Origin of the sequence: Pseudoalteromonas sp. OOF1S-7 (genome assembly GCF_022347765.1) — a bacterium.
GTDB lineage: Bacteria > Pseudomonadota > Gammaproteobacteria > Enterobacterales > Alteromonadaceae > Pseudoalteromonas.
The window spans coordinates 1-25,720 of the sequence record NZ_JAKRFZ010000015.1; the positions used below are offsets into that span (position 1 = coordinate 1).

Sequence of the window (25,720 nt, forward strand, 5' to 3'; positions counted from 1 at the left end):
ACGAGCTGCCTATGCTAAGGATCCTCACAGACCGGGGAACTGAGTACTGCGGTAAGGTTGAGCACCATGACTATCAGCTTTACCTAGCGATCAACGACATAGACCATACTAAAACCAAAGCGATGTCACCGCAGACAAACGGTATCTGCGAACGCTTCCACAAAACGATACTTCAAGAGTTTTACCAAGTGACATTTCGCAAAAAATTGTACAGTTCTCTGGAAGAGCTCCAAAAGGACCTGGACGAGTGGATAAATTACTACAATAATGACCGGACTCATCAAGGTAAAAAATGCTGCGGAAGAACGCCGCTTGAAACATTATTAGATGGGAAATCGATCTGGGTTGAAAAGAATTTAGCCCAAATCTAAGCTGACAGTCACCGATTGAAAAACGGGTAACTGTCAGGTCAAGTCTGAGCTAGTACAGATAAATTTATCTGTTTTTCATCCAGTTTTCGATATCAACAGAGCGCCAGCCAACGCTTCTACTACTAAGCGGAATGCGCGAAAGGAATTTCCCTTTTCGTTCCATACGCCACAATGTTGTGCGACTCAGCCCAACCATTTGAGTAGCTTCTTCTAGCCTTAAGATTCTTTATTGTTTTACACTTTAGAAAGTACTTTTTGCTAATCCAGAAGCTGTATATGGGGACTTTATTGATTAGCTTGACCTTCTCATTCTTATGTTAAACGTCGAGCGATATCACCTTTGAGGTTTCAAATAATTTCAGCCATATCCTTGCAGAACTGCCTTCAAAAGCTTTCGAACCATAACCAATAGAGAGAATTTCTTCTGGCAAAAACTCATCAAATTTCTCAATACGCTTTCCTGATACTTGTCGTGCAAGTTCTGTTTCTGTAGGGAGTTCTGTTGAAGAAATTTTGAGCAAGATCGAACGAACATTTTCTAATGTCGCTTTTTCTACTTCTATGACGCCCGCATATGCTCCTGCTTCGAATCCATGCTGAATAAGTAAGGCAACTATAGTATTTACAACTTTGTCGCCAAGCCATGGGAATATATAAGTAGTATTGCCAACCTGGAGCAGTGGTTCTCTAGAGAGCTTTGCATCTTCGAAATATCGTACGCTCTCACCAAACAGTTCTCGTGCAGCTGAATCAGCGAAGTCGACTTTCTGATCCCCCACAGAAATTCTGTAGTCACCGTCTTTTAATATTTGGAACATCTCTTGCCGGACAACATCATGTATGTTCAAGCCAGCACCACCAAATTTAGGCGGCTTGCCACCTTTTGCATGCTCCACATAAATGACTTTCTTTTCGCTATCTATGTCGTTTACTTTCCAACGTTTTCCACCGAAAACAATATGCTGGCCTTCCAATACCAATGAATCTACAGGCAGCGTTCCGAGTGATTTTGTTCCACATACAATCCGAAACTCTTCAGGCGTTTTGAAAACAGCATAGAACGAGTAATGGCTTGTCAGCTTTTCTCCCAAAAGGCCAAGCACCAATTCACCACTTCCTAACTGAGTTATGAGTTCTGTTTTGCCCATGTGGACAAGTAGTGCTTTAAAGTTTTCAACATTAACGTTTTGAAAAGGGCCATCTTTACAGAGCAAACTAAATAATTGCTCGACTCTAATTCCTCCCCATTGTGCAGTAACCGCAAGTACTTGATGCAGGAGTGTTGAGAAGTGGTAAAGTGATGTATCAGCTGGTTCATACCATTTACTGCCGATAAGAAGTCTGATCATGGCCAGAGATTGAATAAGCTCCAATCTCAGCTTGTCGATGACGCTAGAGTCTTTTGTCAATTCAGCTTCAGCTATGAGCATTCGCAATATTGAGGCTCCACCGCGTCTTCCTGAGCGTCCCATTCTTTGACGTAAACTTGAAATAGAATGGGGGGCTGTTACTTGAATTACTGAGTTTACCTTGCCGATATCAATGCCTAGTTCAAGAGTCATTGTGCAAATCGCTGTGGTAGGATAATGCTCCTGTTGCAATCGATTTTCTAAGCTTTCTCGAAGATCTTTAGATAGCGAACCATGGTGAGGAAAAAATTCATTCGGTACAATTTTTTCTTCACAGAAGTCTGATAATGTAGCCGCAATACTTTCTGTACGGCTTCTACTATTTGCAAACACAAGGTGATTGCCGCCTCGACAAAATTTAAATAAATCTTGGCAGATCGTATATTCGGCATCATTGGAAGACTCAGCTTCTAAGTTAGCAGGGTTGACATACCCCTTTACCTGAACCTTCAGGGTTGAAGTCGAATGTGTATCTTTGATGATCTTGCAAGGTAAAGAGCTATTAGGGCGAAGTGATAGAGGCACTTTCTCTAACTCACCAAGCGTAGCACTCAAAGCGACTCTCGGGATTGGTGTTTCTAGTCTTCCGAGAAGGTGTTCAAGTCTATGAAGTAAAGAGAGTAAGTGATGGCCGCGCTCAGAGCCAATAAAGGCATGAAACTCATCAATAACGATATATTTCAAATTAGAGAATGCAGCTTTGATCCAGCCAGAGTCTCTGATGAGTAATGACTCCAATGACTCTGGTGTTATTAACACGACACCAGACGGTGATGCTTTTAATTTCTTCTTTCGGCTCTGTGAGCTATCACCGTGCCAGGGAGTAACCGGTATTTCTAACAGATCAGACAGACTTTCTAAGCGCCTATCTTGGTCATTTATAAGGGCTTTTAGAGGGCTAACGTAAAGGATACCTACGCCCGTTTCTTGAGGTGCTATAGCGCTGAGCGCAGGCAAGAAAAATGCCTCTGTCTTTCCTGCTGCGGTTGAAGCGCTGATCAGCACATCTGTCTTTTCAGACAATATAGGTTCAATAGCAAGGCATTGTATTTCTCGTAAGCCAGTCCAACCTTGTTTGAATATCCAGCGCTGAATCCGATGGTCTAATTTTTCATGTTCATCAATCATAGTTTGAAGTCAGCAAATCCATCTTCATTGTCCTCTGTTTCGAGTTCAACATCGGAAGGCTTATCTTCATTAATTGCTACTGATGAGATTAGACTATACCATGCAATTTGCGGGTTTTGGTCGATTACCGCGAGCATGTCTAAAAATGCTTTAATGGTGTTACGTGGCGTTCTAAAATACGCATCCCCTATAGTTTGGCTGCAATGCTGTAAGAACGCTTTGAGAGATTCGTCTGGAACCAAGTACTTCGCTTCGTCACCTTCAGCATAAACATGACGCAAGTTTTTAAGCAAAATATAAAGTTCTTCAGGGGTTAAGCTAGCGAGGTGTAGCGCTGGTGACGAATAATCAATCACGCCCGCTTGTTTAGCAAAGCTGTTATCTGCCAATCTAGATTGTAGTGCTTCATAGCTATACAAGCCTTTACGTGGATCTAGCAAAAACTCAGGGGTCCCGCCGAGAAGGAATCCCAAATGCTCAGCGCTTCCTTGCAAGCAATCGTTTAGAATTCGGAGTATTTGTTCATAGTTAGAAGTTCTCGCTGTGGTGTTGTTCAACTTATATAGATTTACCATCTCGTCTAAGTTAACTAGAAGCCCTTGGTAGCCAGCTTGTCTGACAAATAGACTCATTAATTTCAGCGCGTCATAAAAAGATGTATCCGAAATAATTGTTCGAACTCCTAGGTCATTTCGGGCATCGGTTTTAGTTGAATACTCTGCTCGTAACCATTTTATGGCGTTAGCTTTTAATATCTCATCATCTTTCTCATGACCTATCCAATAAGCCTCAATAACTTTAGCAAAATCATAACCGCCAACGAGTTCAGAAAGTGATGCTAATTTTTCATGGATAATTGAATTTATACTTTTTCCTGAAGTATCAGCTTCTTTCATCGCTTCTGTGATGAACTTTTCAACTACACTGGTTAAAGCATTACCATCAGGTTTGTTGCGAGTCGCCATGTTACGCATTAGCTCAGAGTAAAGGTTTCTAGCTTGACCAGCCGATGCATGAATACGTCTATCAGGAGATAAGTCTGCATTGACGGTTACAAGCTTATTCTCTAGAGCAATAGCACGTACAACACTTAAAAAGAATGTTTTACCAGAACCATAATCGCCGATAATGAGCCTGAAAGCTGAACCTCCATCTGAGATCCGATCAATGTCTTGGATCAGAGCTTTTAATTCATTTACTCGACCAACTTGGATATGCTGGATTCCAATCTTAGGAGTCACACCTGACTTCAGAGATTGGATAATTGCATCCCTTTCTTTAGCTCGTATTCTTTTTGCAACCATTGTTTATCCCTTCAATTCTTCTACGATTTCTAGATCGACATAGATATCACCATCGTCATCTAGAACTGGCGCATCGACTTTGTCATAAGCCCAGTCATTAATAGTTTCTAATGCGCCATCAACCATTATGTTAAGTTTGCTGCACAATTCATGAACTTCTTTACGTGGCCACGACTCTTTAGCTATCAAAGTTTCAAAAAGTTCTTTGTAAGGGCTATCTAAGCCTTCTTCATTGACATCAGCTGTGGGGATCACTTCCAGTTCAGCTTCTTCATCAACGGCAAATATACTCTCCAGCATACTCTTTGCATCGTTGGTGTCACTTTCATGCATAGCCAGAATACCTTCATCCAACTGAAAGGTACTTTTATCAATTGAAGCGTCTTTAGATGTGGCAGAAATAGGTTGTTTACTGGAGGCATACGCATGAATGTCACTTGTAACGAGTGATTTATCTAAGCCTAACGAGGTATATAATTTTTCAATTTGCTTAATTTCAGAAGCATCGATTTTTCCATCAGCAAGAGCGATAGAAAGCATGAATCTTTTCAAGAATTCCACCTGTGGAACGCCGAGTTTTTCAATCCTAGCTTTCAAGCCGGTATTATTTACAGGGGCATTTAGACGCCAAGTTAAATATGCATTTAACGAGTTCTTTTCAGAAGGAGAGAGTTTGTCATCATGGTTTATCAACGTTTGTAAGGCGATTTTTTCATGATGATCTACAGTGCCGTCTATTGTTGCGACCATTGCCCCTAACCTAATTGCTAAACTTACTTGGTTGAATGCCGAGCTTGGCTCAAAAAACTCTCCATGGCCCGGTGAGAAGAGCACAATGTTGTCATCGATTTTTAATTTCGCATGATGAAAACGTTGGTCTGGCGCAATACCTATTTCAGCCTTAGCAGCTAAGTTAGCAACTAGTTCATTTTCTTTTTTATTAAACGCCTTAGGGAGAGGCGTACCTGTATGAGTCCAGAATTCTTTGACTGTGGTTAGTCCATCATTCGAACTAATTATCTGATTTGCCCAAGACTTAAATGTTTCTATAACTGGTGAGTTTACTTCGTTTGCCAGTTCTTTAGGTAATAACATCAACGCTGCAATGTCACTCCTTGAGGTTTCTGCTTTTCCTAAGTAACGGCTATAGCTGCTCAGCTCTTCTGTACATTGCTCGGCAATAGGAATGAGCTTTTTAATTGGGCCTTTGAGAATACTTGGGTCAGGTAAGTCACCCAAATCCAAATCAACCCCATGCACACCATTACTTGCCGCATGGTATGAAAGTCGCAGTTTAGTTTTATTGGGTTTTACGAAAATTCCTTCGCCAAACTTGTCAGAAAATCTGATTTGGAAAAGCTGGCTAAACTCTTCTTCACATCTACGGGCCGGAGTTTTTAGGGAATACTCGAATGTATTTTTTAGCCACTCTAAAGCTAAGGGAGCTGTAACAGGCTTTCCATTGGCTACAGTTGTTGCAAGTTTAACTTTGAATGATAATGCATTATTAGTTTCTGGTATATCTGACAATCTATCTTCAAATAAGGCGGGTTTTTGAAGTGCCATTAGTTCGAGGAAATTAGCAGAGTATCCTCTGAATGAACGATTTGCGTTGAAAACGCTATTGAGACGCAGCACTTCTTCAAATATTGCTATGTACTCTTCATCAGATACTTGATTATTGGATTTGTTTTCGATGATTCTTCTCTCAAACCCGTAGAAATAGATAAAGACATAACCAATTGGGGTATTGGGGTTTGAGCGTTCTGAGGCAAGCCAATCTAGATAAGCGCCTCTACAGCCTTTAGACAAGGAAGCATAGCTCGGCCAGTACCCTAAGGATTCATCAGTATATATTTCTGAATCTACCGAAGGACTTGAAGCTGGGCGTTTATCATCTACTAGAGATGGTTCTATACCGTAACCATCAAGTGAATTCATTGCTCCACCAAAGTAGAAAAAGCCTTTCGTTAACTGTCTTCCATTAAAAGAAAGTTGTTCATCTTCGCTTATCCATCGGCCTTTTTGCTTATTCGTTGTTTTTTCTGGCTCTCGGCCAAAGCTTGTATGAATAGTAAAAGTAGCAAAGTCATCATCTTCGTCTTCATCCCAAGAATCCTGATTATTTATAGTCGATATAGTGGTACTAGAAGAGCTTACAGCAATATTAGGCGAGACCGTTTCTTTTACAGGAGCTTTGGGGGTTTCAGAGAAAGGGTGTAGAGTTCTTTTTTGAACCGAATTATGAAGATTCAGTTTACTATTTCCTTTACCTTTAAAATATCTATAAATCACATAAATGATAAATATCCCAATAACAAATTCCATCTTAGTTTCCTATTTATTCTATGACCTAAATAAGCTGGTTATGAGCCACTTTTTATTGTTGCTATCTCAAGTCAAAATTAGCTAGACAAGGTTCGAGTACAACTCTGAGGCTACGACTATAGTAACCAGCGCTTGCCAGGTTGTTCTCAAATTGACTGAGAAACTTTCAGCGGCTAGTCGATACCTCTAATACTGGCTCAAATACAATCGCTTGCAAGTAATTCGCGATAATGTGCTTATATAAAAATTCTAAAAAAAGGTGTTTGCCAATTCAGAAGCAACAAATGGGCGTTAAATCGATACTCCACTTTATACCCCGATGATGAAGAAGCTTTAGCAAATTAAAGACATAAAAAAACCCTAACATCAAACTGTTAGGGTTTTTCTAAAAAGCGATTTGGGCCGATTTTTATTACATCATGCCGCCCATGCCACCCATGCCGCCCATGCCGCCCATGTCAGGGGCACCAGCTGCTTCTTCCTTCGGAATTTCAGCAACCATGGCTTCTGTGGTGATCATCAGACCAGCTACAGACGCTGCGAACTGCAGTGCAGAGCGCGTTACTTTCGTTGGATCAAGGATACCCATTTCAATCATGTCGTCGTACTGACCGTTAGCCGCGTTGTAACCGTAGTTACCTTCGCCGCCTTTCACAGCGTTTACAACCACAGAGGCTTCGTCACCCGCGTTTGATACGATTTGACGTAGTGGCGCTTCCATCGCGCGAAGCGCAACTTTGATACCATGGTTCTGATCTTCGTTGTCGCCTGTTAGTGATTCAATCTTGCTCGCAACGCGAACCAGTGCAACACCACCACCAGGCACTACGCCTTCTTCAACCGCAGCACGAGTTGCGTGCAGGGCGTCTTCAACGCGGTCTTTCTTCTCTTTCATTTCAACTTCAGTTGCGGCACCCACTTTGATCACTGCAACACCGCCGGCCAGTTTAGCCATACGCTCTTGTAGTTTTTCTTTGTCGTAATCTGAAGTCGCTTCTTCGATTTGTGCTTTGATTTGCGCAACGCGGCCATCAATGCCTTCCTGCTCGCCCGCACCATCGATGATGGTTGTGTCATCTTTAGTGATAACAACGCGCTTCGCAGTACCCAGGTCTTCAACCGTTGCTTTTTCTAGCTCAAGGCCAATCTCTTCAGAGATAACTGTACCGCCAGTCAGGATAGCAATATCCTGTAGCATAGCTTTACGACGGTCGCCAAAACCTGGCGCCTTAACTGCTGCAACTTTTACGATGCCGCGCATATTGTTCACAACCAGAGTCGCCAGCGCTTCACCTTCAAGGTCTTCAGCGATGATCAACAGAGGCTTGCTGGTTTTGGCAACCGCTTCCAAAGTTGGCAGCAGTTCACGAATGTTAGATACTTTTTTGTCAACCAACAGAATGTGTGGGTTGTCCAGTTCAACCTGGCCTTTTTCAGCATTATTGATGAAGTAAGGAGACAGGTAACCGCGGTCAAACTGCATACCTTCAACAACGTCTAATTCGTTCTGTAGTGACTGGCCTTCTTCTACGGTGATAACACCAGACTCACGACCTACTTTTTCCATTGCTTCTGCAATGATGTCACCAATTTCGTTGTCAGAGTTTGCAGAGATAGTACCTACCTGAGCAATCGCTTTAGCGTCTGAACAAGGAACAGATAGCGCTTTAAGCTCTTCAACCGCAGCAATCACAGCTTTGTCGATACCACGCTTCAGATCCATCGGGTTCATGCCCGCAGCCACTGATTTAAGACCTTCGTTCACGATAGCTTGTGCCAGTACCGTTGCAGTCGTAGTACCGTCACCCGCCGCATCATTTGCTTTAGACGCCACTTCTTTCACCATTTGTGCGCCCATATTCTCGAACTTGTCTTCCAGTTCGATCTCTTTTGCAACAGATACACCGTCTTTAGTGATAACAGGGGCACCGAATGACTTATCCAGTACTACGTTACGGCCTTTTGGACCCAAAGTTACTTTTACTGCGTCTGCCAGTACATTTACGCCTTTAAGCATTTTAGTGCGGGCATCGCCTGCAAAACGAACTTCTTTAGCTGCCATGATATTTATTCCTCTAAATTCTTTTCGATTAACCGTTAAATGTTGAGTGCGATGACCGGGCTTATTCTACGATGCCCAGGATGTTATCTTCGCGCATGATCAGGTATTCCTGACCCTCGATTTTTTCTGTTTTCTCAACGTACGAGCCAAATAGTACGGTGTCGCCCGCTTTAACTTGCAATGCTCTCACTTCACCATTGTCCAACACGCGGCCGTTGCCCACAGCAACCACTTCACCACGGGTTGATTTTTCAGCGGCAGAACCAGTTAAAACGATACCGCCAGCAGACTTAGTTTCTTCTTCAAGACGCTTAACAATAACGCGATCATGTAAAGGACGAATGTTCATGTGTTTAGTTCTCCTAACAGTTTCTGAACAATGACAGAATACATAGTGTAAGATGTTTGCCGCTTAAACTTGACCGTTTACAAGGGGCTAACTAATTAATTTCTAAGTTGCTTCACTTTATGGGGATGGGCAAAACAAAATCCAAGCATTTTTTTTATTTTTTTTAGTCCTTGCGCTTAAACTCACCTTCTAACGTGGTATTCCCCTCATCACGCTGCGATTGCCCGTGATCAGAAGGGCGGCCTGCAAACGGGTCAAACTGCTGCTCTTGTTGCTGTGTGCTGTGTTGGCTAAACATGCCACCAGTTTGCACTTGTACGGTGGCACGTTGCAGCAGCGCCTTAGCTAATTTCTGGCGAATGGCCGGCGTGAGCAGCATAAAGCCTAATACATCGGTCATGATCCCCGGCGTCATCAGCAATACACCGGCAATGATCACACAAATACCGGCAAACAGATCGCTTGCAGGTAACTGTCCACGTGCCATTTGTTGTTGCACATTGGCGTAGGCACCCAGGCCTTGTTGCTTGACCAGCCGCGCCCCGAATACCGCGGTCAGGATCACCAGTGCCAGCGTGGCAAATCCGCCGATAACTTCACTGACTTGCAATAACAGGGCTATTTCAGCGATGGGAATAACAATAAAGAGTAGAAAAAGGACTTTAAACATAGGATCTCCAAAATAACTGAAATAGATGTATGGGTCCTCGGGTCTTATTTCAAGCCCGTGTATCGGCACAGCAAAGCACGCGACCAAAGCGCTGAAAGTACAGGTGAAGCGCTTGGGATAGGCTGCGTGTTTGGTTACACTAGAGCAAATTTAGCTCAAGTGAAAGGATAACCATGACGACGCCTTACCGATTGGTCATGACCACCTGTGGCACTCAGGTGCAGGCCCGTGACATTGCCAGGCACCTGGTGGCAAATAAACAAGCGGCCTGTGTGAACATTTTGCCAAGCGTTGAGTCCATCTATGTGTGGCAGGGCGAGATCACTCAGGACAGCGAATACAAGTTAATGATTAAAACCCATGTTAACTTACTCGAGGCTGTCATGGAGACCATTCACCGCCTGCACCCATATGATGTCCCTGAAATACAGGTCATCGAAATTTGTGCAGGATCGCGGGACTATTTTAACTGGATTGATGAGGTACTGAATTAATGCGAATGCTGACGCGCTTTTTACCCAGCGGCATACTGGCCGTTTTGACCGCTCTGTTGATGCTGATGAGCACCAGCAGCCAGGCGGCAGGCAATGCCACTGTGCTCGATAGTTTGCTCGCTCCCAAGCAGCAAACGTTTTTACCCGTCGAAGAAGCTTTTAAGTTCGACTTCGACCAGCAGGGCAAAGTGCTGTTTACCGGCTGGGATATTGCGCCCGGCTACTACCTATATAAGAAGAAACTGGAGATCATCGCCAAAGGGGCTGACATTTCAGTGCCCGAATACGCGCAGGGTGAAATGATCGAGGATGAGTTTTTTGGTAAAACCGAAGTTTATTTTGATCAGTTTGCCGTGATCTCCCGACTCAGTAACATCACCGACGGGGCAGTGGTGAAAATTCGCTATCAGGGCTGTGCCGAAGCCGGGCTGTGTTACCCGCCCGAAGTGATCACTGTGCCTTTAACGGTGCTCGTCAGTGGCGGCGATGATACAAGCCCGCCCGTCAAAGCAACCAGCCAGCCCGAGGTCTCATCCGACAGCAGCGACGATTTGAGCTTCACGGAGCGACTGGCGCAGCAATCACTGCTCACCAACCTGGCGGTGTTTTTTGCGGTGGGCGTGGGCCTGGCGTTTACGCCGTGTGTCTTCCCGATGTTTCCAATCCTCTCTAGTCTGATCGCCGGTCAGCAACATTTGTCGACCAAAAAGGCCTTTAGCCTGTCTTTTGTTTATGTTCAGGGCATGGCCGTAACCTATGCAGCTCTTGGCTTAGTGGTGGCCTATTTTGGCGGCCAGGTACAGGGCTATCTGCAACACCCGGCGATACTGATAAGCTTTAGCTTACTGTTTGTGTTGCTGGCCTTTGCCATGTTCGGCTGGTACGAGATCAAACTGCCCAGCGGCATGATGAACAAGCTGACCGAGATCAGTAACCAACAAAGTGGCGGTAATTATGTTGGTGTGTTCTCTATGGGCGTTTTATCCGGCCTGATCGCATCCCCGTGTACCACGGCGCCATTATCAGCGGCACTATTATATGTCGCTCAAAGTGGTGACTTTATGGTCGGTGGTCTGACACTGTATGCGCTGAGCTTAGGGATGGGCCTGCCGCTGTTACTGCTTGGTACCTCAGGAGGTAAATTACTCCCCAAAGCGGGTGGCTGGATGGAACAGGTCAAAACCCTGTTTGGCTTTGTCATGTTGTTTGTACCACTTATTCTTCTTGAGCGGATCCTCGACTTTAATATCATTCTGGGACTGGCATCGGTGCTGGCAGTGGCGACCGCCCTGTATTTGCATCACTGGCAAAGTGGCCAGACACAGGGCAAAGGCAAAACCCTGCTCTGGGCAATGGCTACCAGCTTATTTGTGGTCGGCTTGCTGACCGCCAGAAGCGTGGTGTTCCCGGCTTCTGGAACGGCTCAGATCAACGTGGCACAACAGGAAACTAAGCAGGGGTTCAGGCTACTGGACGACCTGGCTGCACTGAATGTGGCAGTCGAGCAGGCCAACAGCAACGGTAAAATCGCCATGGTGGATCTGTATGCCGATTGGTGTGTGGCCTGTAAAGAGTTTGAAAAATACACCTTTCCTACCGAACAAGTCCAAACCCAGTTTGCCTACTTCGATACGTTAAAGCTCGATCTGACCGAAAGTAATGACACCACCATAGAGATCATGGAAGCATTTACCGTCTTCGGCCTCCCCAGCATACTGTTCTTTGATGCCCAGGGGAATGAGATCCCCGAACTGCGCGTGACCGGGTTTCAGGACGCCGACGAGTTTGCAGCTCACCTGGAAAAAGTACGCCAGTATGTGCTGTAACCCTACCACTGGCGAATGATACGCTATCCACGACACAGAGGCCTGAAGTTTTACCTCTGTGTCTCGTCTTTTCTTATGCTGATTAGACCAGTATTTTGCTGCTATTTACCTTGAACTCTCTATAATAGTTCGCGAACGTGAGAAATATTTGCTATTTGCTGTGCATACGCTTAAGTTAACAAGGTCTTTTTCAAAAAAAGCGGCTTTGTTTTCTAATTAAAGGAATTTCATGCATTATGTCTACAAATTTGAAGATTTTAGTCCTGAATGGCCCAAACCTGAATATGCTGGGCCGACGTGAGCCGGATAAATACGGCACCCGGACCTTAAAAGACATAATGCTGGACCTGACGCAAAGCGCAGTAAATTACGATGTCGAGCTGAGTCACTTTCAAAGCAATAGCGAAGCCGAGTTGATCAATCATATTCATGCACAATATGAGCGTGTTGATTGCATCATCTTCAATCCGGCGGCATTTACACACACCAGCATTGCTTTGAGAGATGCATTACTGAGCGTCAGCATCCCGTTTTATGAAGTGCATTTGTCAAACGTCTATGCACGCGAGCCATTTCGTCACAAGTCCTACTTTTCGGATGTGGCGCAGGGCGTAATATGTGGATTAGGTGCGTTGGGCTACGAAGCCGCATTAATGGCGGCCGTGGCCAAGCTGCGCAAACAAGATAACTCAAATTAACTAACAGGCGGGTCAAGTTATGGATATTCGCAAGATCAAAAAACTTATCGAACTAGTAGAAGAATCAGGTATTGCAGAGCTGGAAATCACCGAAGGTGAAGAGTCGGTACGCATCAATCGTCACAGCAGCGCACCGGTTATTGCTCAGCCACAGCAGTACTCATTACCAACAGCGGCACCTGCTCCAGTAGCAGCGCCTGCGGCAGCACCAACCGCCGAAGCTCCCGCTGCTATCAGCGATACACCAGTCGGTCATCAGGTGAAATCACCTATGGTAGGTACTTTCTACTCAGCGTCTTCTCCAACGGCAGCGGCATACGTTGAAGTGGGCTCAAAAGTCAATGTTGGCGACACACTGTGTATCGTTGAAGCGATGAAGATGATGAACCAAATTGAATCCGATAAAGCCGGTGTAGTTAAGGCGATTCTGGTTGAAAATGGCGACGCGGTTGAGTTCGATCAGCCACTGTTCATCATCGAATAATGCCCCTGGAAGGTTAACACTATGCTAGATAAAGTAGTCATTGCAAACCGAGGCGAAATTGCGCTTCGCGTATTGCGTGCCTGCAAGGAGCTGGGGATTAAAACGGTTGCAGTGCATTCAACTGCCGATCGTGACCTCAAACACGTGCTACTTGCAGACGAAACCATTTGTATTGGTAAACCCGCAGCCAGTGAAAGTTACCTGGATATTCCGCGTATCATTGCAGCTGCAGAGGTCACTGATGCCGTAGCGATTCACCCGGGCTATGGCTTCCTGTCTGAAAATGCAGACTTTGCCGATCAGGTTGAGCAAAGCGGCTTTATCTTTATCGGTCCAAAAGGCGACACCATTCGCCTGATGGGGGATAAAGTATCGGCAATTGAAGCAATGCGTAAAGCAGGCGTACCTTGTGTACCAGGTTCTGACGGTCCGCTGACAGATAATAATGAGCGCAACGTACAGATCGCTAAGCGTATCGGTTATCCAGTGATCATCAAAGCTGCAGGCGGCGGCGGTGGTCGTGGTATGCGCGTTGTACGTAGCGAAGAAGAACTGCTGGACTCAATCGCGCTGACGCAAACAGAAGCACAACAATTCTTTGGTAATGGCATGGTATACATGGAGAAATTCCTTGAAAACCCACGTCATATCGAAGTACAGGTACTTGCTGACGGCCAGGGCAATGCCATCCATCTGGGTGAGCGTGATTGTTCAATGCAACGTCGTCACCAGAAAGTTGTGGAAGAAGCACCTGCACCAGGTATTACAGCAGAAATGCGTAAGTTCATCGGTGATCGTTGTACCCGAGCTTGTATCGAAATCGGCTATCGTGGTGCTGGCACGTTCGAATTCCTTTACGAAAACGGCGAGTTCTACTTCATTGAAATGAACACCCGTATCCAGGTGGAGCACCCGGTGACTGAAATGGTGACTGGCGTAGACCTGATCAAAGAGCAATTGAAAATCGCCGCAGGACAGCCCCTGTCTATCACGCAGGATGATGTCGTGATCCGTGGCCATGCCATTGAGTGTCGTATCAATGCAGAAGATCCGGAGAACTTTATTCCGTCTCCTGGTAAGATCACGCGCTTCCACCCGGCCGGTGGATTGGGCATACGCTGGGACAGCCATATCTATGCTGATTACACAGTCCCACCACATTACGACTCTATGATTGGCAAACTGATCACCTACGGTGAGAACCGTGATGTGGCCATTGCCAGAGCACGTAACGCCCTGAATGAACTTGTGATTGATGGAATAAAAACCAATACTCCGTTACACAAGAAAATTCTTGCGGACGAAAACTTCCAAAACGGTGGCACCAACATCCACTACCTGGAAAAGAAACTGGGTCTGTAGGCCTGTTTGCGCAGGGGTGAAAGAACCCCTGCGTGTATTACCTGCTCCTTGCCTCCAAATAGCCACTTTCAGAACTCACTCTGTATTTTTCATTGCACCCGGCTCTCTCTTGCGTCACTTTAACAGCATCACCCATTTCATCTGCAGAACGACTCTGCAAAGGGAAACAGGATGCCATTGACCAGCTTTTTGCGTTTACTCTGCCTGGCAGCAATCTGGGGCGGTTCATTTTTATTTATGCGTATTGCTGCGCCTACATTTGGACCGGCTTATCTCATCGAGTTCAGAGTGAGCTTTGCTGCACTTGCACTGCTAATGGTCGCCTTGTATCTGAAGCAACATTTGCAGTTTCGCTTACATGCTCGCCACTATTTTATTTTGGGTTTGCTCAATACCGCGCTGCCTTTTGTGCTCTTTGCCTATGCGGCACAAACCCTGACGGTTTCAATGTTGGCAATTTTGAATGCCACGGCGGCCATCTGGGGTGGCTTAATTGCTTTTTTCTGGCATCGGTCGCCCCTTAGTGTCAAGTCCCTGAGCGGCATGGTGCTGGGGATCGGTGGCGTTGTAGTGTTGGTTGGCTGGGATGAAACACTTGTTTTGAACAAGACGATCTGGCCGGTCCTGGCGAGTGTGCTTGCCGCGGTGAGTTATGGGATCGCCAGCAATTATGCCAAAAATGCGCCCCAGATCGCCGCGTTTGATAACGCTCATGGCAGTATGTGGGCCGCGGCCATCTTGTTGCTGCCATTGCTTCCTTTCATACCCATGCGGGCAGTGCCAGTGAACACGGAGATTTCTGCCGTTATTGCATTAGGCGTGATCTGTACAGGCATCGCGTATTTGCTGTATTTTCGATTAATTTCAGAGGTAGGGGCTGTTTCTGCGCTATCTGTAACCTTTTTAATCCCCCTGTTTGGGATCGTATGGGGTTATCTCATATTAGATGAACAGGTTGGACTCAATACGCTGGGAGGAATGGTTTTGGTATTAACGGGTACTATGCTGGTGACGGGCTTTTCACCCACCACCCTGCTGGCTGGGCGCGCTGAGCACACCCAGTAGATCATACATGGCTACTGAAAGACCACATTTTCGCTGCCCGGCAAGGGCTTAAAACGGCTCAGTAGCTTTTCACAGTCTTCCAGGATCTGTGTCTCAAGACGCTCTTCAGCACGCCAGCGCTGTGCATCCATCTTATAGATCTCTTTCTTACTGTATTTTTTTCGTGCGTCATGAGTAGGCATTTCTTTGACTTCCTCGTACATTTCATGCACGCCCGGATAGCTCTGGCTCAGCTCGATTTCCTCATCAAAGCTGTACTGAGACATCAGCACCCACACCCGCAGACAGCCTTCAGAGTACTCGCACTGCTTCTGCTGCATCGCCTTAGCTATCAGGTTGATGCTATCGGACAGCTTGGCATTGCGTTCCTGACGAGACCGTGCCAGCTTCTCTGTTTGCTCCTGCTGCAATTTTGCTATCGTGTCTTTCTGTACTTTCAGCTGCCACAACAGCTTACCGGCGTAAAATGCCAAACCGGCGATGATCAACGCGCCTACCACAATCGCGGCTATCCACATAGTTTAACGCTCCTCGTCTTCGTCTGTTAACCACTCATCCGCCAGATCACTGCTCATCCACTGATCCAGCTCATCTTCCTGAGCCATATCGGTTTCTTCAAACTCATCATCAATACCCAGTAGCTCACACAACTCCTGATGACGAGCCACCGACTTGTTGAAGTATTTAGCATCTTTGCCCATTAACAGCTCACCACGTTCATGACGCTCTAACAGGGCCATCAGGCGTTCATCATTTTCCAGCTGCTGTAATTCCTGCTCCGGTGTCAACGTAACCTGTGCTACTTTTTTCAGTTCTACCTGAGGTTTAAGATCACGATTGAGCTTAGGCTGGCTGGCCTGCTGTGGCTGAGGCACCAGCGCAACTGGCTTTTTACTGCCGGCACGCGGATCCTTGTTACTCCCCGTGGTTTTACTCTCTTCCACTTTCGCTTCCTGCGCATTACGTGAACCCGGCTTTTTACCTTTATGCTTTTTGGTGCGCTGCTCTTTAAGTGCCCTGAGCTCCTGGAGTTTCTCTTTGCTCAGCCTGGGTGTACCTATATTCCCCACCTTCCGGGATTTTTTCTTTCTCGTCATACTAATCTTTACTCATTCTTCGCTATCGCTTAGTTAAAATGATGACATCATTGCCTATCACTTCAACCTGGGTATTAAATTGCTCTGCAATATAGGCAAACGTCTCACGACTAAAAAACGCGATATGGGTTTGATCGTTTTTGTAATGCCAGGTTGCAAAACGTGCTGGTTCTATTACCAGCTTAGTCATTAATGCCAATGGTGCGCCAGGCTTGAGCATGGCCAGCAACTGATGCAGCACTTCACCTGGCTGGGCCAGGTGTTCTATCACTTCACTACAGGTAATAAAGTCATACTGCTGATCCAGCACTTTGGGATCATTGGCATAGTATAAATCATATAGCGCCATCCGATGGCCAGCTTCTGTCAGTATTTTGGCCAACAATGGGCCCGGTCCGCAGCCAAAGTCCAGGCCGGATTGAGCCGCCGGTAAGCGCTCACACAGCGGTTCAGCCAGCCGGGATAAAAATCGCCGATAACCGGGATCCATCAGATCATTTTCATGGCTGTCATAAATGGCTTTTTCCTGCTCAGCGCTTAATCGCTGCTCGGGGGAGACAGACACCAGCTTGCAGCACTGACACTGCCAGTAGTCTCTGAATTTGTCCTGATGGTAGTGCGTTAATGAGTCGCCTTCACAAAGGCCGCAACGCCATGACTGTGGATTTTGCAACTGAGATAAACCGAAATGCCTTAAAGGCCGTATTATAACAGCAATCAATTAGTGAACAAATATGCACACACAAATAAAAAAGCGGCAGAGATTGCTCTCTACCGCTTACTAATCTGAGCGTCACAAACTGGACACTTCTCCCTTCGACTTTTAAGTCATTATTATTTTTATTGTGGTATCTTCCGTTTTGTTTTTATTGTCACTTCCGTGAACACTTTCCATATTGTTATTGTTATCAAACTTCCAATGCATTTTTTATTGTCGGTCTTCCTGACGCTTTCTTGGTCATCCTGTGTATTCAAGGTGAATACTTAATCCTGCCACCGACGCTTCCGATACGAATTGTCCCTGTTTTTTTATTATCTGGCGACAACGAATAATCTACGCCGATCTGAAACAGTTACAACTAAACAATAACAAAATTATTACCTGAATATTTTAGAACAACATTAAACCAATTTTATTACAAAGGGTTACAACTGAACACAAGATGAAATTAAGTCAAGTCGTACATGCTCTATAAGCATATATCTCACACTAAAGTTGAGACATATCTCACACTGCGAGATCAAAAAAAGGCAGCTCAGTTGCTGCCTTTTTTACAATACCCAGCGTTTATACTGGGTCTGCTTTGTATCTATACGACTTTAATGCAGGCCACCCAAGTACTTCGATAGCACTTCGATGTCTTTGTCTGTCAGCTTCTTCGCGATATCGCTCATCATACCATTTGGATCGTTGCTACGAACACCATCACGGAATTTTTCTAGCTGGGCTTTGATGTACTCCGGGTGCTGGAATGAGATTTTAGGAAACTTAGACAGAGATGTACCGTTACCACGTGGACCGTGACATGCTGCACAAGACGGAATACCACGCTCAGCGTCACCGGCCTTGTAGAGCTTCTGGCCGACTTCAACCACATCTTCCGGTGTTGTGCCTGATGACATTGGCAAAGACGCGAAATAAGCAGACAAGTCTCTCATATCTTGATCCGATAAAGGCATAGCCATACCACTCATCACAGGATCCATACGACCTTTTTTACCACCTGACGTCATACCTAGCTTGAACTCTTGCAATTGCTTATAAAGGTAATCCGCATGCTGACCAGCGATTTTTGGATATATAGTAACAGGAGCATTGCCATCTGGACCGTGACACGCCGCACAGGTTGCAGCCTTTGCTTTACCGGCTTGCGCATCGCCATCAAATGCCGCGACGTTGCTGGCTGACAAAGACCCTAGCAACATAGTTAAAGTTAATGCTATTTTTTTCATGGTAAATTCTCTGTTTCCGACCCTGTAATTTTGAACCCAGCCGAAAAAGCCTCGTTTCTTTCACTGCGTGGGCAAATCTTATTTGAGACCGACTGACCAAGCTTACAAAATGTGCGCTAATTGGCACTGACAAAGTCAACGGGCTCGAGTTTTACGTTGCAATTGCTACAGTCTACACGATATTAATTTCTCTGGCACGTTTTCTGCTCACATTAAACACATAAATTATAGGGATTTGACTCGGATTAAGGTTCCCTTTCAGTGCTTAGCGTAAAAACTCACCCAGGGTGAAGATTTTATCGGCTTTTGCATTAGCAACCAAGTATAATAAAATAGAAAATAACGAGTTCAATCCCCTTGAGGAGCCGAAGTGCTAAAATCCCGCATGCCGTATAACCGTGCTCAGTTTGTAACGAGCGCGCCAGATATTTCCCGATTACCCGCCGACACCGGCATTGAAGTTGCGTTTGCCGGACGCTCCAATGCGGGAAAATCCAGTGCGCTGAACGCCCTGACCGATCAAAAACTGGCACGGACCAGTAAAACACCGGGCCGTACTCAGCTCATTAACACTTTCTCACTCGACGACGACAAGCGCCTGATTGACTTACCGGGTTACGGCTTTGCAAAAGTGCCATTGGAAATGAAGAAGAAATGGCAGAAGTCGCTGGGCGAATACCTGCAAAAACGCCAGAGCCTGAAAGGCATCGTCGTACTCATGGATATCCGTCACCCGCTTAAAGACCTGGACATGGATTTGATCAACTGGGCTGCAGGCAGTGATATTCCGGTTTTGGCACTGCTAACTAAGGCCGACAAACTCAAGCAGGGCAAACGCAAAGCCGAGGTGCTGCAAGTCCGAAAAGCGCTGGCAGAGCTGAATGCAGACATTACCGTTCACGCTTTTTCGTCGCTCAAGGGATTAGGCCTCAAAGAACTGGCCTGGCAGCTGGATGACTGGTTTTTGGGTCCGTATGTCAAAGAAGAAGAGGCAGAGCAGGACCCTCCTTCTGCCGCTCAATAAGCACATCAGGCTGCGCCACTGACGCAGCCTAGCCAATCACAAATGGCTCATCAGCTGATGTCAAGATGAACGCCTCCCCCCGGCACTGTGCCAGCTCTGCCCATTGATAATAGACCGACCGACTTACTCGTGCCGACAAACCATAATTGAGCATTAAATACGGCACCTGCTGACCCTGATAAGATTTAAGCTGTAAGGGAAACTCGCTGCACACCGGCCATAATCTCCCGAGATTGTCCTGCGCAACGAATGTCGTTGCCAAACCCAATGTCGGTGCCACTGGGCAATGCTGCCAGGCGACAATCACAAATGGGCTGTCTGCGACCTCAACCGGGCAGGTTTCACTGGGAGATTTGAGCAAGTACTGATCCTGCTCAAAACACAGAACACTGGCGAGTAACTTGACGAGCCCTTCACGACCAATAGGTGCGCCCTGATGGAACCAGCACCCTTGTGCATCTATGGCAAACTCCCCAACCCCGCATTCATCCGCGTGCCAGCGCCCGGTGGGCGCATGCTGCGTCACGTAATGCGAGATCAGCGCCTCAATCTTATTCACTGAACACCAGATTAAAAGTGACAGGGACAGCCGTGGCAATCCGATTCAGGCTAGCAACCTTTCGCAGCGCTTCAATGCCTGTGTCCAGGCCAAAATCACGGCTGTTGATCAGAACGGCATGCAACGGTGTCACATGCAATTGCTGAGCCCCTTTATTGACCACCAAATCCACGTTTAGTGTGGCAACCTGACCATGCAGTGACAATGTCACAGGTACCTGACGGATGATCTGCACACCGGGCTTCAATGCTTTGAGGTGTTGGCTTACATTCGCAGTGATCTTCGCTTCAGGAAACTTAGCCACTTCAAACAACATTTTTTTCATGCGTTCATTACGAATTGGGATCAGACTTTCGATGCTGCTCAGATCCAACCTCAGCTCCAACTCACCGGCTTTATTAATCGTACCAGAGAGTTGTTGAAAGTAATGATTCTCGGCAACACTACCCGACTTAATTGAAGTGAAACTCACATCGCTGTGCGTCGCGTCCAGTTGCCATGCCTGGGCAAACTGAGCTGATAAGCCAAGAACAGAAAAAATAAGGGGTTTAAGCATGACGTATTCCTTGAAAATGAAAGTGGACATCTTAACTGCATACATCGAACGGATGCAACGCCATAGCGCGCAATACAGGCTTAACCTGTCGATTAAAATTGGACTTAACTTGAAAGATAAAATAGCAGGAAAAACCGGCTCGCACCATTCACATTGCGAGCCGTTATAGCAATCTGGGGAGAAGCTATCAATACACTGTATCTTCACTAGGAGAGATACATCATCAACAGGATGTCCTACAGGAAGAGGACGCGCGCACTGTAACAAATCACCCAGGCGAAATAAACCACCAAAAGCAAGTTATGCGCCAATTTGATATTTTTTAAACATCAGACTGCACATTTTTACCTACCAGTTACACCAGATACATTTGTGAGGCCCGTCATTACTGGGGTCCGGGCAATAAAAAACACGGCCAGGGCCGTGTTTTCAAACCTGTGCCCAGGTTAATGGGCTTGTTCCCAGTTGTCACCATAGTCCGCTTCAACCAGTAATGGGACATCCAGCTCGGCTGCCTCGCTCATTAGCTGACAGATATGTTCACTGTATTGAGCAACTTTATCGGCTTTGACTTCAAAGACCAGTTCATCGTGTACCTGCATCAGCAGTTTAATATCACTGTCTTGCTGTGTAGCCAGCCACTGGGCCACTTTGATCATCGCCTTTTTAATGATGTCTGCGGCTGTGCCCTGCATCGGAGCGTTGATCGCAGCACGCTCAGCCGCCTTGCGACGCGCACCATTGCGTGCCTTAATATCTGGCAAATATAAACGACGACCGAACAGGGTTTCAACATAGCCCTGCTCTGCGGCTTTCTCTCGGGTCGACTCCATATATTCCAGTACACCCGGGAAGCGTTCAAAGTACTTATCCATATAGTGCTGTGCTTCGTGGCGCGGAATATCCAGCTGTCTGGCCAGGCCAAAGGCACTCATACCGTAGATCAGTCCGAAGTTGACCGCCTTGGCCTTACGACGCATATCGGAGGTGACCTCTTCCAGTGGCACTGAAAAAACTTCTGAAGCAGTTGCACTGTGGACATCTTTCCCCTCAGCAAAGGCTTTAAGTAAGCCCGCATCCTGAGATAAATGCGCCATGATCCGCAATTCAATCTGGCTGTAGTCCGCCGCCATGATCACATGATCCTGATCGGCAACAAAGGCCTGACGGATCCGGCGTCCGGCTTCATTGCGGATCGGAATGTTCTGCAGGTTAGGATCGGTGGAGCTGAGGCGACCTGTGGCGGTCACCGCCTGATGATACGAGGTATGCACACGCTGAGTCTGCTCGTTTACCATCTTAGGCAATTTATCGGTATAGGTAGATTTCAGCTTGGCCAGGCCGCGATACTCGATGATCAGTTTAGGTAACGGATAATCATGGGCCAGTTCCTGCAACACCTCTTCTGCCGTCGATGGCGCGCCTTTAGGCGTCTTCTTCAAAACCGGCAGCGCCAGCTTTTCGAATAGGATTGCCTGCAACTGCTTGGTCGAACTGAGGTTGAACTCTTCTCCAGCCAGCTCAAACGCTTCCTGCTCCAGCTCTTTAAGGCGCGTTTCAATATTGTGGCTCTGCGTGGCCAACATGTCGCTGTCGATTTTAACGCCGGTGCGCTCAATCTCAGAAAGCACGCTGATCAGTGGCAACTCGATGTCTTCAAAAACACTTACCAAAGTTGGATGCTGCTGTAATTGCGGCCACAGGTGCTGATGCAAACGCAGAGTGATGTCGGCATCTTCAGCCGCATAGGGCGCGGCTTTATCCAGCTCAATCTGATTGAAGGTCAGCTGGTTTTTACCTTTACCGGCGATCTCTTCAAAGCTGATATTTTTATGTCCCAGGTATTTAAGTGCCAGCGAGTCCATATCATGGCGCGTGCCCACACTGTTAAATACGTAAGATTCCAGCATAGTATCAAAGGCAATACCGTTGAGTTCCAGTCCGGCTCGGGCCAGCACACTCTTGTCGTACTTCAGGTTCTGCCCGACCTTCTTATACTTAGGATCTGCCAGAATCGGACCAATCAACTCAAACACCAGTTGCTTGTCGAGCTGTTCGGGCGCGCCCACATAATCGTGGCCCAGCGGCAGGTAAGCCGCTTCACCGGCAGCGACCGCAAAGCTCATACCAACCAGCTCCGCCTGCATGTAATCCAGACTGGTGGTTTCGGTATCAAAGGCAAACAGCTCGGCCTCGCGCAGCTTATCCAGCCAGCGATCCAGTTGTTCGCGCTCTAAAATGGTCTCATAGTCCACCTCAACCGGTGGTGTAACCACAGAGTCCTGCTCTGTGTCTGCGGCCGTTTCCGGCGCGCTCTTACCATCCAGCAGTTCAGCCAGCCAGCGTTTGAATTCACACTGGCCATACAGCTCAATCAACTGATCTTTATTCATTTCCTGGATCTTGAATTGTTCCAGGTCTTGTTCAACCTCACAATCCAGTTTGATGGTTGCGAGCTCGTAGGATAACTTCAGTTGTGCTTCATGCTCTGTCAGCTTCTTGGCCATCGTTTTTGAGCCACGAAAGCCCAGATCAGCGATTTTATCCAGGTTGTCATAGAGTTCGTCAATCGATCCCAACCCCTGTAACATGGCCAGCGCTGTTTTTTCACCCACACCCGGTACACCCGGAATGTTATCTACTTTGTCGCCCATCAGGGCCAGATAATCGATGATCAGTTCTGGCCCGATACCAAACTTATCCACCACGCCCTGTGGATCTAAAATGGTGTTGGTCATGGTGTTGATCAGCGTGACATGCTCGTTGACCAGCTGAGCCATGTCTTTATCGCCGGTGCTGATCAGTACGTGTCTTTGCTGCTCTGACGCCAGGCGTGAGAAAGTACCAATGACATCATCTGCTTCGACCCCTTCGATACTCACAAGCGGCAAGCCCATCGCACGAATAATATCGTGGATCGGGGCTATCTGCGTACGCAGATCATCCGGCATCGGTGGACGATGTGCTTTATATTCGCTGTACATCTCATTTCTGAAAGTCGGCCCTTTGGCATCAAACACCACTACCATATGGCTGGGCTGATATTGCTTGAGCAAGCTTTTCAGCATGTTGATAACACCATAGATGGCGCCTGTGGCTTCTCCTTTGGAGTTGGTCAGGTGCGGTGGCGCATGATAGGCACGAAACAAATACGACGAACCATCGACCAGGATCAGCGGATTTTCAGGGATCTGAGACATAGTTATAGGGATCCTAAAATTGGAAGTTTTTAATCAGCGTTAGCATGCCATAAGGGCGGACATAAAACGAGTCTGGCACACTCCTAAACAACCCATGAAAAATGGGGATGCCCTGTGGATAACTTTGTAGATAAACACGAGCTATCGTCCCACACCTCAGAAAGAGGTCTAGGATTCAACTGTAAGACACTGGATATAAAAGGAAATTTCTTTTTACTCTTTTATATGCTTTAAGCTAAGATTGTGGATAGTGACTTTGGAGTCAGTTTACAGCCAACCTTTGAATGGCTATAAATTCACCGCTTTTTCTCAAGCGGACGCGTATACTAACACAAACGATCAAAGATCAAAGCAGATCCTTTATATTTTTTTCTAACTCGCGTAATGACAAAATTGCATATATCGAAAATTAAAGACCTTAAAGGGAGATCCCGATGAAACAAGTAGCGATCATTTTAAGCGGTTGTGGCGTCTTTGACGGTGCTGAGATCCATGAATCTGTACTCACTATGTTGCACTTAGAGCGTCAGGGAGCGCGTTATCAGTGCTTTGCGCCTGACATTCAGCAGCATCATGTAGTCAATCACATTACAGGAGAAGAACAGGACGAGCAGCGCAACGTTCGAGTTGAAGCAGCGCGTATTGCGCGCGGTGAGGTCGCAGATCTGGCCACACTGGATCCCAGTGAGTTTGATGCATTGATCTTGCCTGGAGGATTTGGTGTGGCGAAAAACCTGTCTGATTTTGCCTTTAAGGGCGCACAATCCAGTATTCTGGAAGCGGTGAAAACGAGCTGTCAGGCGTTTAACCAGCAAGGGAAACCCATTGCTTATTTGTGCATTGCCCCGGCACTGATTGGCCATATTCATGCATCGGGCACACTCGCCACCATAGGAAATGACGAGGCAACCGCACAGGCGATTGAATCCTTGGGTGCCCGCCATGTGAACTGCGGCGTCTCTGACATCGTCGTCGATGACACCCATAAAGTGATCAGCACACCGGCCTATATGCTGGCAAGCTCTGTCAGTGAAGCATCCGACGGTATTGAAAAAGCCGTTCAAAAACTCATTGAGCTGGCATAGTCCAGGGTGAGGCGGTAGTAGGCCGCCTCATCTTTCGCAGATAGTTCAAAAAACCACCACACGGATGTAATTTCACTATCATCACCCTATGATTTTTTGCCCTAACGCAATAAATTTTATTTTTTAGTCGCTTATAATCAAGTTTACGTTTTATAAATTAGTTGGTGACGTTATAATCGGCTTAATTCCGTCATCCATCGTGATAGATCACGTTCAATTTGAAGTGAGCAAGGTAAATGAAGAAACTTTCAGCAGCACTGTTATTGCTATCTACTGCGGCAATCGCACAGCCATTCGACAATTCTTTAACTGAAGAAGCGATTAAAAAGCGCCTTGAGTCTGTTGGCTCTGTCTATCTGGCGGGTGCCGAAGATACTGCTGCCGCTGCCCCGACTGGCCCACGTACTGGCGAGCAAGTGTATCAAGCTTCCTGTTTTGCTTGTCATGGCACAGGCGCGCTAGGTGCACCTAAAACAGCTGATGACTGGGCACCCCGCATTGCCAAAGGCAAAGATGTACTGCTTGATCACGCGATCAATGGCTTCAATGCAATGCCACCTCGCGGTACTTGCATGGACTGTAGTGATGACGAAATCGCCGCAGCCATCGACTTTATGATTAAGTAAATAATCGCCGAATGGGGATGGATAGAACATCCCCTTCAATAGCGTGTCTTGTCGCAAAGTTCACGACAAT

The 25,720-nt window shown here is 46.5% G+C and carries 23 protein-coding genes; 10 read left to right on the forward strand and 13 right to left on the reverse strand.

All coding sequences use genetic code 11. The annotated features are described in order from the left end of the window. Nucleotides 1-371, forward strand: a 371-nt coding sequence (locus MHN33_RS18380; protein WP_239400095.1) for an integrase core domain-containing protein, incomplete at its 5' end; no start/stop codon positions are given. 317 nt (nucleotides 372-688) lie between these two features. On the opposite strand, the gene MHN33_RS18385 is transcribed toward MHN33_RS18380, so the two are convergent. The 6 genes from MHN33_RS18385 to MHN33_RS18410 all read right to left on the reverse strand — a co-directional run bounded on the left by MHN33_RS18385 (nucleotide 689) and on the right by MHN33_RS18410 (nucleotide 9,621). Further along, nucleotides 689-2,908, reverse strand: coding sequence for a DEAD/DEAH box helicase (locus MHN33_RS18385; protein ID WP_239400097.1), 2,220 nt, complete (start codon nucleotides 2,906-2,908; stop codon nucleotides 689-691). Next, nucleotides 2,905-4,212 (reverse strand): ATP-binding protein, encoded by a 1,308-nt coding sequence (locus MHN33_RS18390; RefSeq protein ID WP_239400099.1) that lies wholly within the window; start codon nucleotides 4,210-4,212, stop codon nucleotides 2,905-2,907. The genes MHN33_RS18385 and MHN33_RS18390 overlap by 4 nt, the downstream gene beginning before the upstream one ends. A gap of 3 nt (nucleotides 4,213-4,215) precedes the next feature. After that, complete coding sequence (locus tag MHN33_RS18395; RefSeq protein WP_239400101.1) at nucleotides 4,216-6,540, reverse strand: TerB N-terminal domain-containing protein; 2,325 nt, start codon at nucleotides 6,538-6,540, stop codon at nucleotides 4,216-4,218. A 412-nt stretch (nucleotides 6,541-6,952) separates the two neighbouring features. Beyond that, entirely contained in the window at nucleotides 6,953-8,602 is a 1,650-nt protein-coding gene (gene groL, locus MHN33_RS18400) for a chaperonin GroEL (protein WP_239400103.1), read from the reverse strand. A gap of 61 nt (nucleotides 8,603-8,663) precedes the next feature. Continuing rightward, complete coding sequence (locus MHN33_RS18405) at nucleotides 8,664-8,951, reverse strand: co-chaperone GroES (protein WP_010383739.1); 288 nt, start codon at nucleotides 8,949-8,951, stop codon at nucleotides 8,664-8,666. A 163-nt stretch (nucleotides 8,952-9,114) separates the two neighbouring features. Next, nucleotides 9,115-9,621 carry an FxsA family protein gene (locus MHN33_RS18410; protein ID WP_239400105.1) on the reverse strand — a complete coding sequence of 169 codons (507 nt, stop codon included), beginning with the start codon at nucleotides 9,619-9,621 and terminating at the stop codon, nucleotides 9,115-9,117. A 173-nt stretch (nucleotides 9,622-9,794) separates the two neighbouring features. Here MHN33_RS18410 and cutA point away from each other — a divergent pair, with 173 nt between their 5' ends. The 6 genes from cutA to MHN33_RS18440 all read left to right on the forward strand — a co-directional run bounded on the left by cutA (nucleotide 9,795) and on the right by MHN33_RS18440 (nucleotide 15,550). Further along, a complete protein-coding gene (cutA, locus tag MHN33_RS18415) occupies nucleotides 9,795-10,115 on the forward strand; it encodes a divalent-cation tolerance protein CutA (RefSeq protein WP_239400107.1) in 321 nt (106 codons plus the stop codon). Further along, a complete protein-coding gene (locus MHN33_RS18420; RefSeq protein WP_239400109.1) occupies nucleotides 10,115-11,941 on the forward strand; it encodes a protein-disulfide reductase DsbD in 1,827 nt (608 codons plus the stop codon). The genes cutA and MHN33_RS18420 overlap by 1 nt, the downstream gene beginning before the upstream one ends. 236 nt (nucleotides 11,942-12,177) lie before the next feature. Continuing rightward, the gene (aroQ, locus tag MHN33_RS18425) at nucleotides 12,178-12,639 is read left to right on the forward strand and encodes a type II 3-dehydroquinate dehydratase (protein WP_239400111.1); all 462 of its coding nucleotides are present in this window, start codon (nucleotides 12,178-12,180) and stop codon (nucleotides 12,637-12,639) included. A 19-nt stretch (nucleotides 12,640-12,658) separates the two neighbouring features. Next, on the forward strand, nucleotides 12,659-13,123 hold the full coding sequence (gene accB, locus MHN33_RS18430; RefSeq protein WP_239400113.1) for an acetyl-CoA carboxylase biotin carboxyl carrier protein: 465 nt from the start codon (nucleotides 12,659-12,661) through the stop codon (nucleotides 13,121-13,123). 21 nt (nucleotides 13,124-13,144) lie between these two features. Continuing rightward, a complete protein-coding gene (gene accC, locus MHN33_RS18435) occupies nucleotides 13,145-14,485 on the forward strand; it encodes an acetyl-CoA carboxylase biotin carboxylase subunit (protein WP_239400115.1) in 1,341 nt (446 codons plus the stop codon). A gap of 171 nt (nucleotides 14,486-14,656) precedes the next feature. After that, a complete protein-coding gene (locus MHN33_RS18440; protein ID WP_239400117.1) occupies nucleotides 14,657-15,550 on the forward strand; it encodes a DMT family transporter in 894 nt (297 codons plus the stop codon). An 11-nt stretch (nucleotides 15,551-15,561) separates the two neighbouring features. Here the strand turns inward: MHN33_RS18440 and MHN33_RS18445 are convergent, their stop codons facing one another. The 4 genes from MHN33_RS18445 to MHN33_RS18460 form a co-directional block, all read right to left on the reverse strand. Next, nucleotides 15,562-16,068 carry a DUF2489 domain-containing protein gene (locus MHN33_RS18445; RefSeq protein ID WP_239400119.1) on the reverse strand — a complete coding sequence of 169 codons (507 nt, stop codon included), beginning with the start codon at nucleotides 16,066-16,068 and terminating at the stop codon, nucleotides 15,562-15,564. Between the two features lie 3 nt (nucleotides 16,069-16,071). Continuing rightward, nucleotides 16,072-16,647 (reverse strand): Der GTPase-activating protein YihI, encoded by a 576-nt coding sequence (gene yihI / locus MHN33_RS18450; protein WP_239400121.1) that lies wholly within the window; start codon nucleotides 16,645-16,647, stop codon nucleotides 16,072-16,074. 22 nt (nucleotides 16,648-16,669) lie between these two features. Beyond that, nucleotides 16,670-17,320 (reverse strand): class I SAM-dependent methyltransferase, encoded by a 651-nt coding sequence (locus tag MHN33_RS18455; RefSeq protein ID WP_239400123.1) that lies wholly within the window; start codon nucleotides 17,318-17,320, stop codon nucleotides 16,670-16,672. 647 nt (nucleotides 17,321-17,967) lie between these two features. Continuing rightward, complete coding sequence (locus MHN33_RS18460; protein WP_239400125.1) at nucleotides 17,968-18,600, reverse strand: c-type cytochrome; 633 nt, start codon at nucleotides 18,598-18,600, stop codon at nucleotides 17,968-17,970. A 370-nt stretch (nucleotides 18,601-18,970) separates the two neighbouring features. On the opposite strand from MHN33_RS18460, the gene yihA reads away from it, so the two are divergent. Then, on the forward strand, nucleotides 18,971-19,624 hold the full coding sequence (gene yihA / locus MHN33_RS18465) for a ribosome biogenesis GTP-binding protein YihA/YsxC (protein WP_239400127.1): 654 nt from the start codon (nucleotides 18,971-18,973) through the stop codon (nucleotides 19,622-19,624). Between the two features lie 28 nt (nucleotides 19,625-19,652). On the opposite strand, the gene MHN33_RS18470 is transcribed toward yihA, so the two are convergent. The 3 genes from MHN33_RS18470 to polA form a co-directional block, all read right to left on the reverse strand. Then, complete coding sequence (locus tag MHN33_RS18470) at nucleotides 19,653-20,183, reverse strand: DUF1285 domain-containing protein (protein WP_239400129.1); 531 nt, start codon at nucleotides 20,181-20,183, stop codon at nucleotides 19,653-19,655. Then, nucleotides 20,176-20,739, reverse strand: a complete 564-nt coding sequence (locus MHN33_RS18475; protein ID WP_239400131.1) for a YceI family protein — start codon at nucleotides 20,737-20,739, stop codon at nucleotides 20,176-20,178. The genes MHN33_RS18470 and MHN33_RS18475 overlap by 8 nt, the downstream gene beginning before the upstream one ends. A 446-nt stretch (nucleotides 20,740-21,185) precedes the next feature. After that, nucleotides 21,186-23,939, reverse strand: coding sequence for a DNA polymerase I (gene polA / locus MHN33_RS18480; RefSeq protein WP_239400133.1), 2,754 nt, complete (start codon nucleotides 23,937-23,939; stop codon nucleotides 21,186-21,188). Nucleotides 23,940-24,373: 434 nt separating this feature from the next. Between polA and elbB the strand changes: the two genes are divergently transcribed. Both elbB and MHN33_RS18490 read left to right on the forward strand, forming a co-directional pair. Beyond that, complete coding sequence (elbB, locus tag MHN33_RS18485; RefSeq protein ID WP_239400135.1) at nucleotides 24,374-25,024, forward strand: isoprenoid biosynthesis glyoxalase ElbB; 651 nt, start codon at nucleotides 24,374-24,376, stop codon at nucleotides 25,022-25,024. A 236-nt stretch (nucleotides 25,025-25,260) separates the two neighbouring features. After that, entirely contained in the window at nucleotides 25,261-25,650 is a 390-nt protein-coding gene (locus MHN33_RS18490) for a cytochrome c5 family protein (RefSeq protein ID WP_239400137.1), read from the forward strand. Nucleotides 25,651-25,720: the final 70 nt, after the last annotated feature.

What these genes read in the sequence shown, in the direction of transcription:
- MHN33_RS18410 (WP_239400105.1), bottom strand. Translation starts at nt 9,621, where the DNA reads ATGTTTAAAGTCCTTTTTCTACTCTTTATTGTTATTCCCATCGCTGAA.
- MHN33_RS18385 (WP_239400097.1), bottom strand. Translation starts at nt 2,908, where the DNA reads ATGATTGATGAACATGAAAAATTAGACCATCGGATTCAGCGCTGGATA.
- MHN33_RS18445 (WP_239400119.1), bottom strand. Translation starts at nt 16,068, where the DNA reads ATGTGGATAGCCGCGATTGTGGTAGGCGCGTTGATCATCGCCGGTTTG.
- accC (WP_239400115.1), top strand. Translation starts at nt 13,145, where the DNA reads ATGCTAGATAAAGTAGTCATTGCAAACCGAGGCGAAATTGCGCTTCGC.
- MHN33_RS18490 (WP_239400137.1), top strand. Translation starts at nt 25,261, where the DNA reads ATGAAGAAACTTTCAGCAGCACTGTTATTGCTATCTACTGCGGCAATC.
- MHN33_RS18390 (WP_239400099.1), bottom strand. Translation starts at nt 4,212, where the DNA reads ATGGTTGCAAAAAGAATACGAGCTAAAGAAAGGGATGCAATTATCCAA.
- elbB (WP_239400135.1), top strand. Translation starts at nt 24,374, where the DNA reads ATGAAACAAGTAGCGATCATTTTAAGCGGTTGTGGCGTCTTTGACGGT.
- MHN33_RS18440 (WP_239400117.1), top strand. Translation starts at nt 14,657, where the DNA reads ATGCCATTGACCAGCTTTTTGCGTTTACTCTGCCTGGCAGCAATCTGG.
- polA (WP_239400133.1), bottom strand. Translation starts at nt 23,939, where the DNA reads ATGTCTCAGATCCCTGAAAATCCGCTGATCCTGGTCGATGGTTCGTCG.
- accB (WP_239400113.1), top strand. Translation starts at nt 12,659, where the DNA reads ATGGATATTCGCAAGATCAAAAAACTTATCGAACTAGTAGAAGAATCA.
- MHN33_RS18395 (WP_239400101.1), bottom strand. Translation starts at nt 6,540, where the DNA reads ATGGAATTTGTTATTGGGATATTTATCATTTATGTGATTTATAGATAT.
- MHN33_RS18405 (WP_010383739.1), bottom strand. Translation starts at nt 8,951, where the DNA reads ATGAACATTCGTCCTTTACATGATCGCGTTATTGTTAAGCGTCTTGAA.
- MHN33_RS18420 (WP_239400109.1), top strand. Translation starts at nt 10,115, where the DNA reads ATGCGAATGCTGACGCGCTTTTTACCCAGCGGCATACTGGCCGTTTTG.
- MHN33_RS18460 (WP_239400125.1), bottom strand. Translation starts at nt 18,600, where the DNA reads ATGAAAAAAATAGCATTAACTTTAACTATGTTGCTAGGGTCTTTGTCA.
- yihI (WP_239400121.1), bottom strand. Translation starts at nt 16,647, where the DNA reads ATGACGAGAAAGAAAAAATCCCGGAAGGTGGGGAATATAGGTACACCC.
- aroQ (WP_239400111.1), top strand. Translation starts at nt 12,178, where the DNA reads ATGTCTACAAATTTGAAGATTTTAGTCCTGAATGGCCCAAACCTGAAT.
- MHN33_RS18475 (WP_239400131.1), bottom strand. Translation starts at nt 20,739, where the DNA reads ATGCTTAAACCCCTTATTTTTTCTGTTCTTGGCTTATCAGCTCAGTTT.
- groL (WP_239400103.1), bottom strand. Translation starts at nt 8,602, where the DNA reads ATGGCAGCTAAAGAAGTTCGTTTTGCAGGCGATGCCCGCACTAAAATG.
- cutA (WP_239400107.1), top strand. Translation starts at nt 9,795, where the DNA reads ATGACGACGCCTTACCGATTGGTCATGACCACCTGTGGCACTCAGGTG.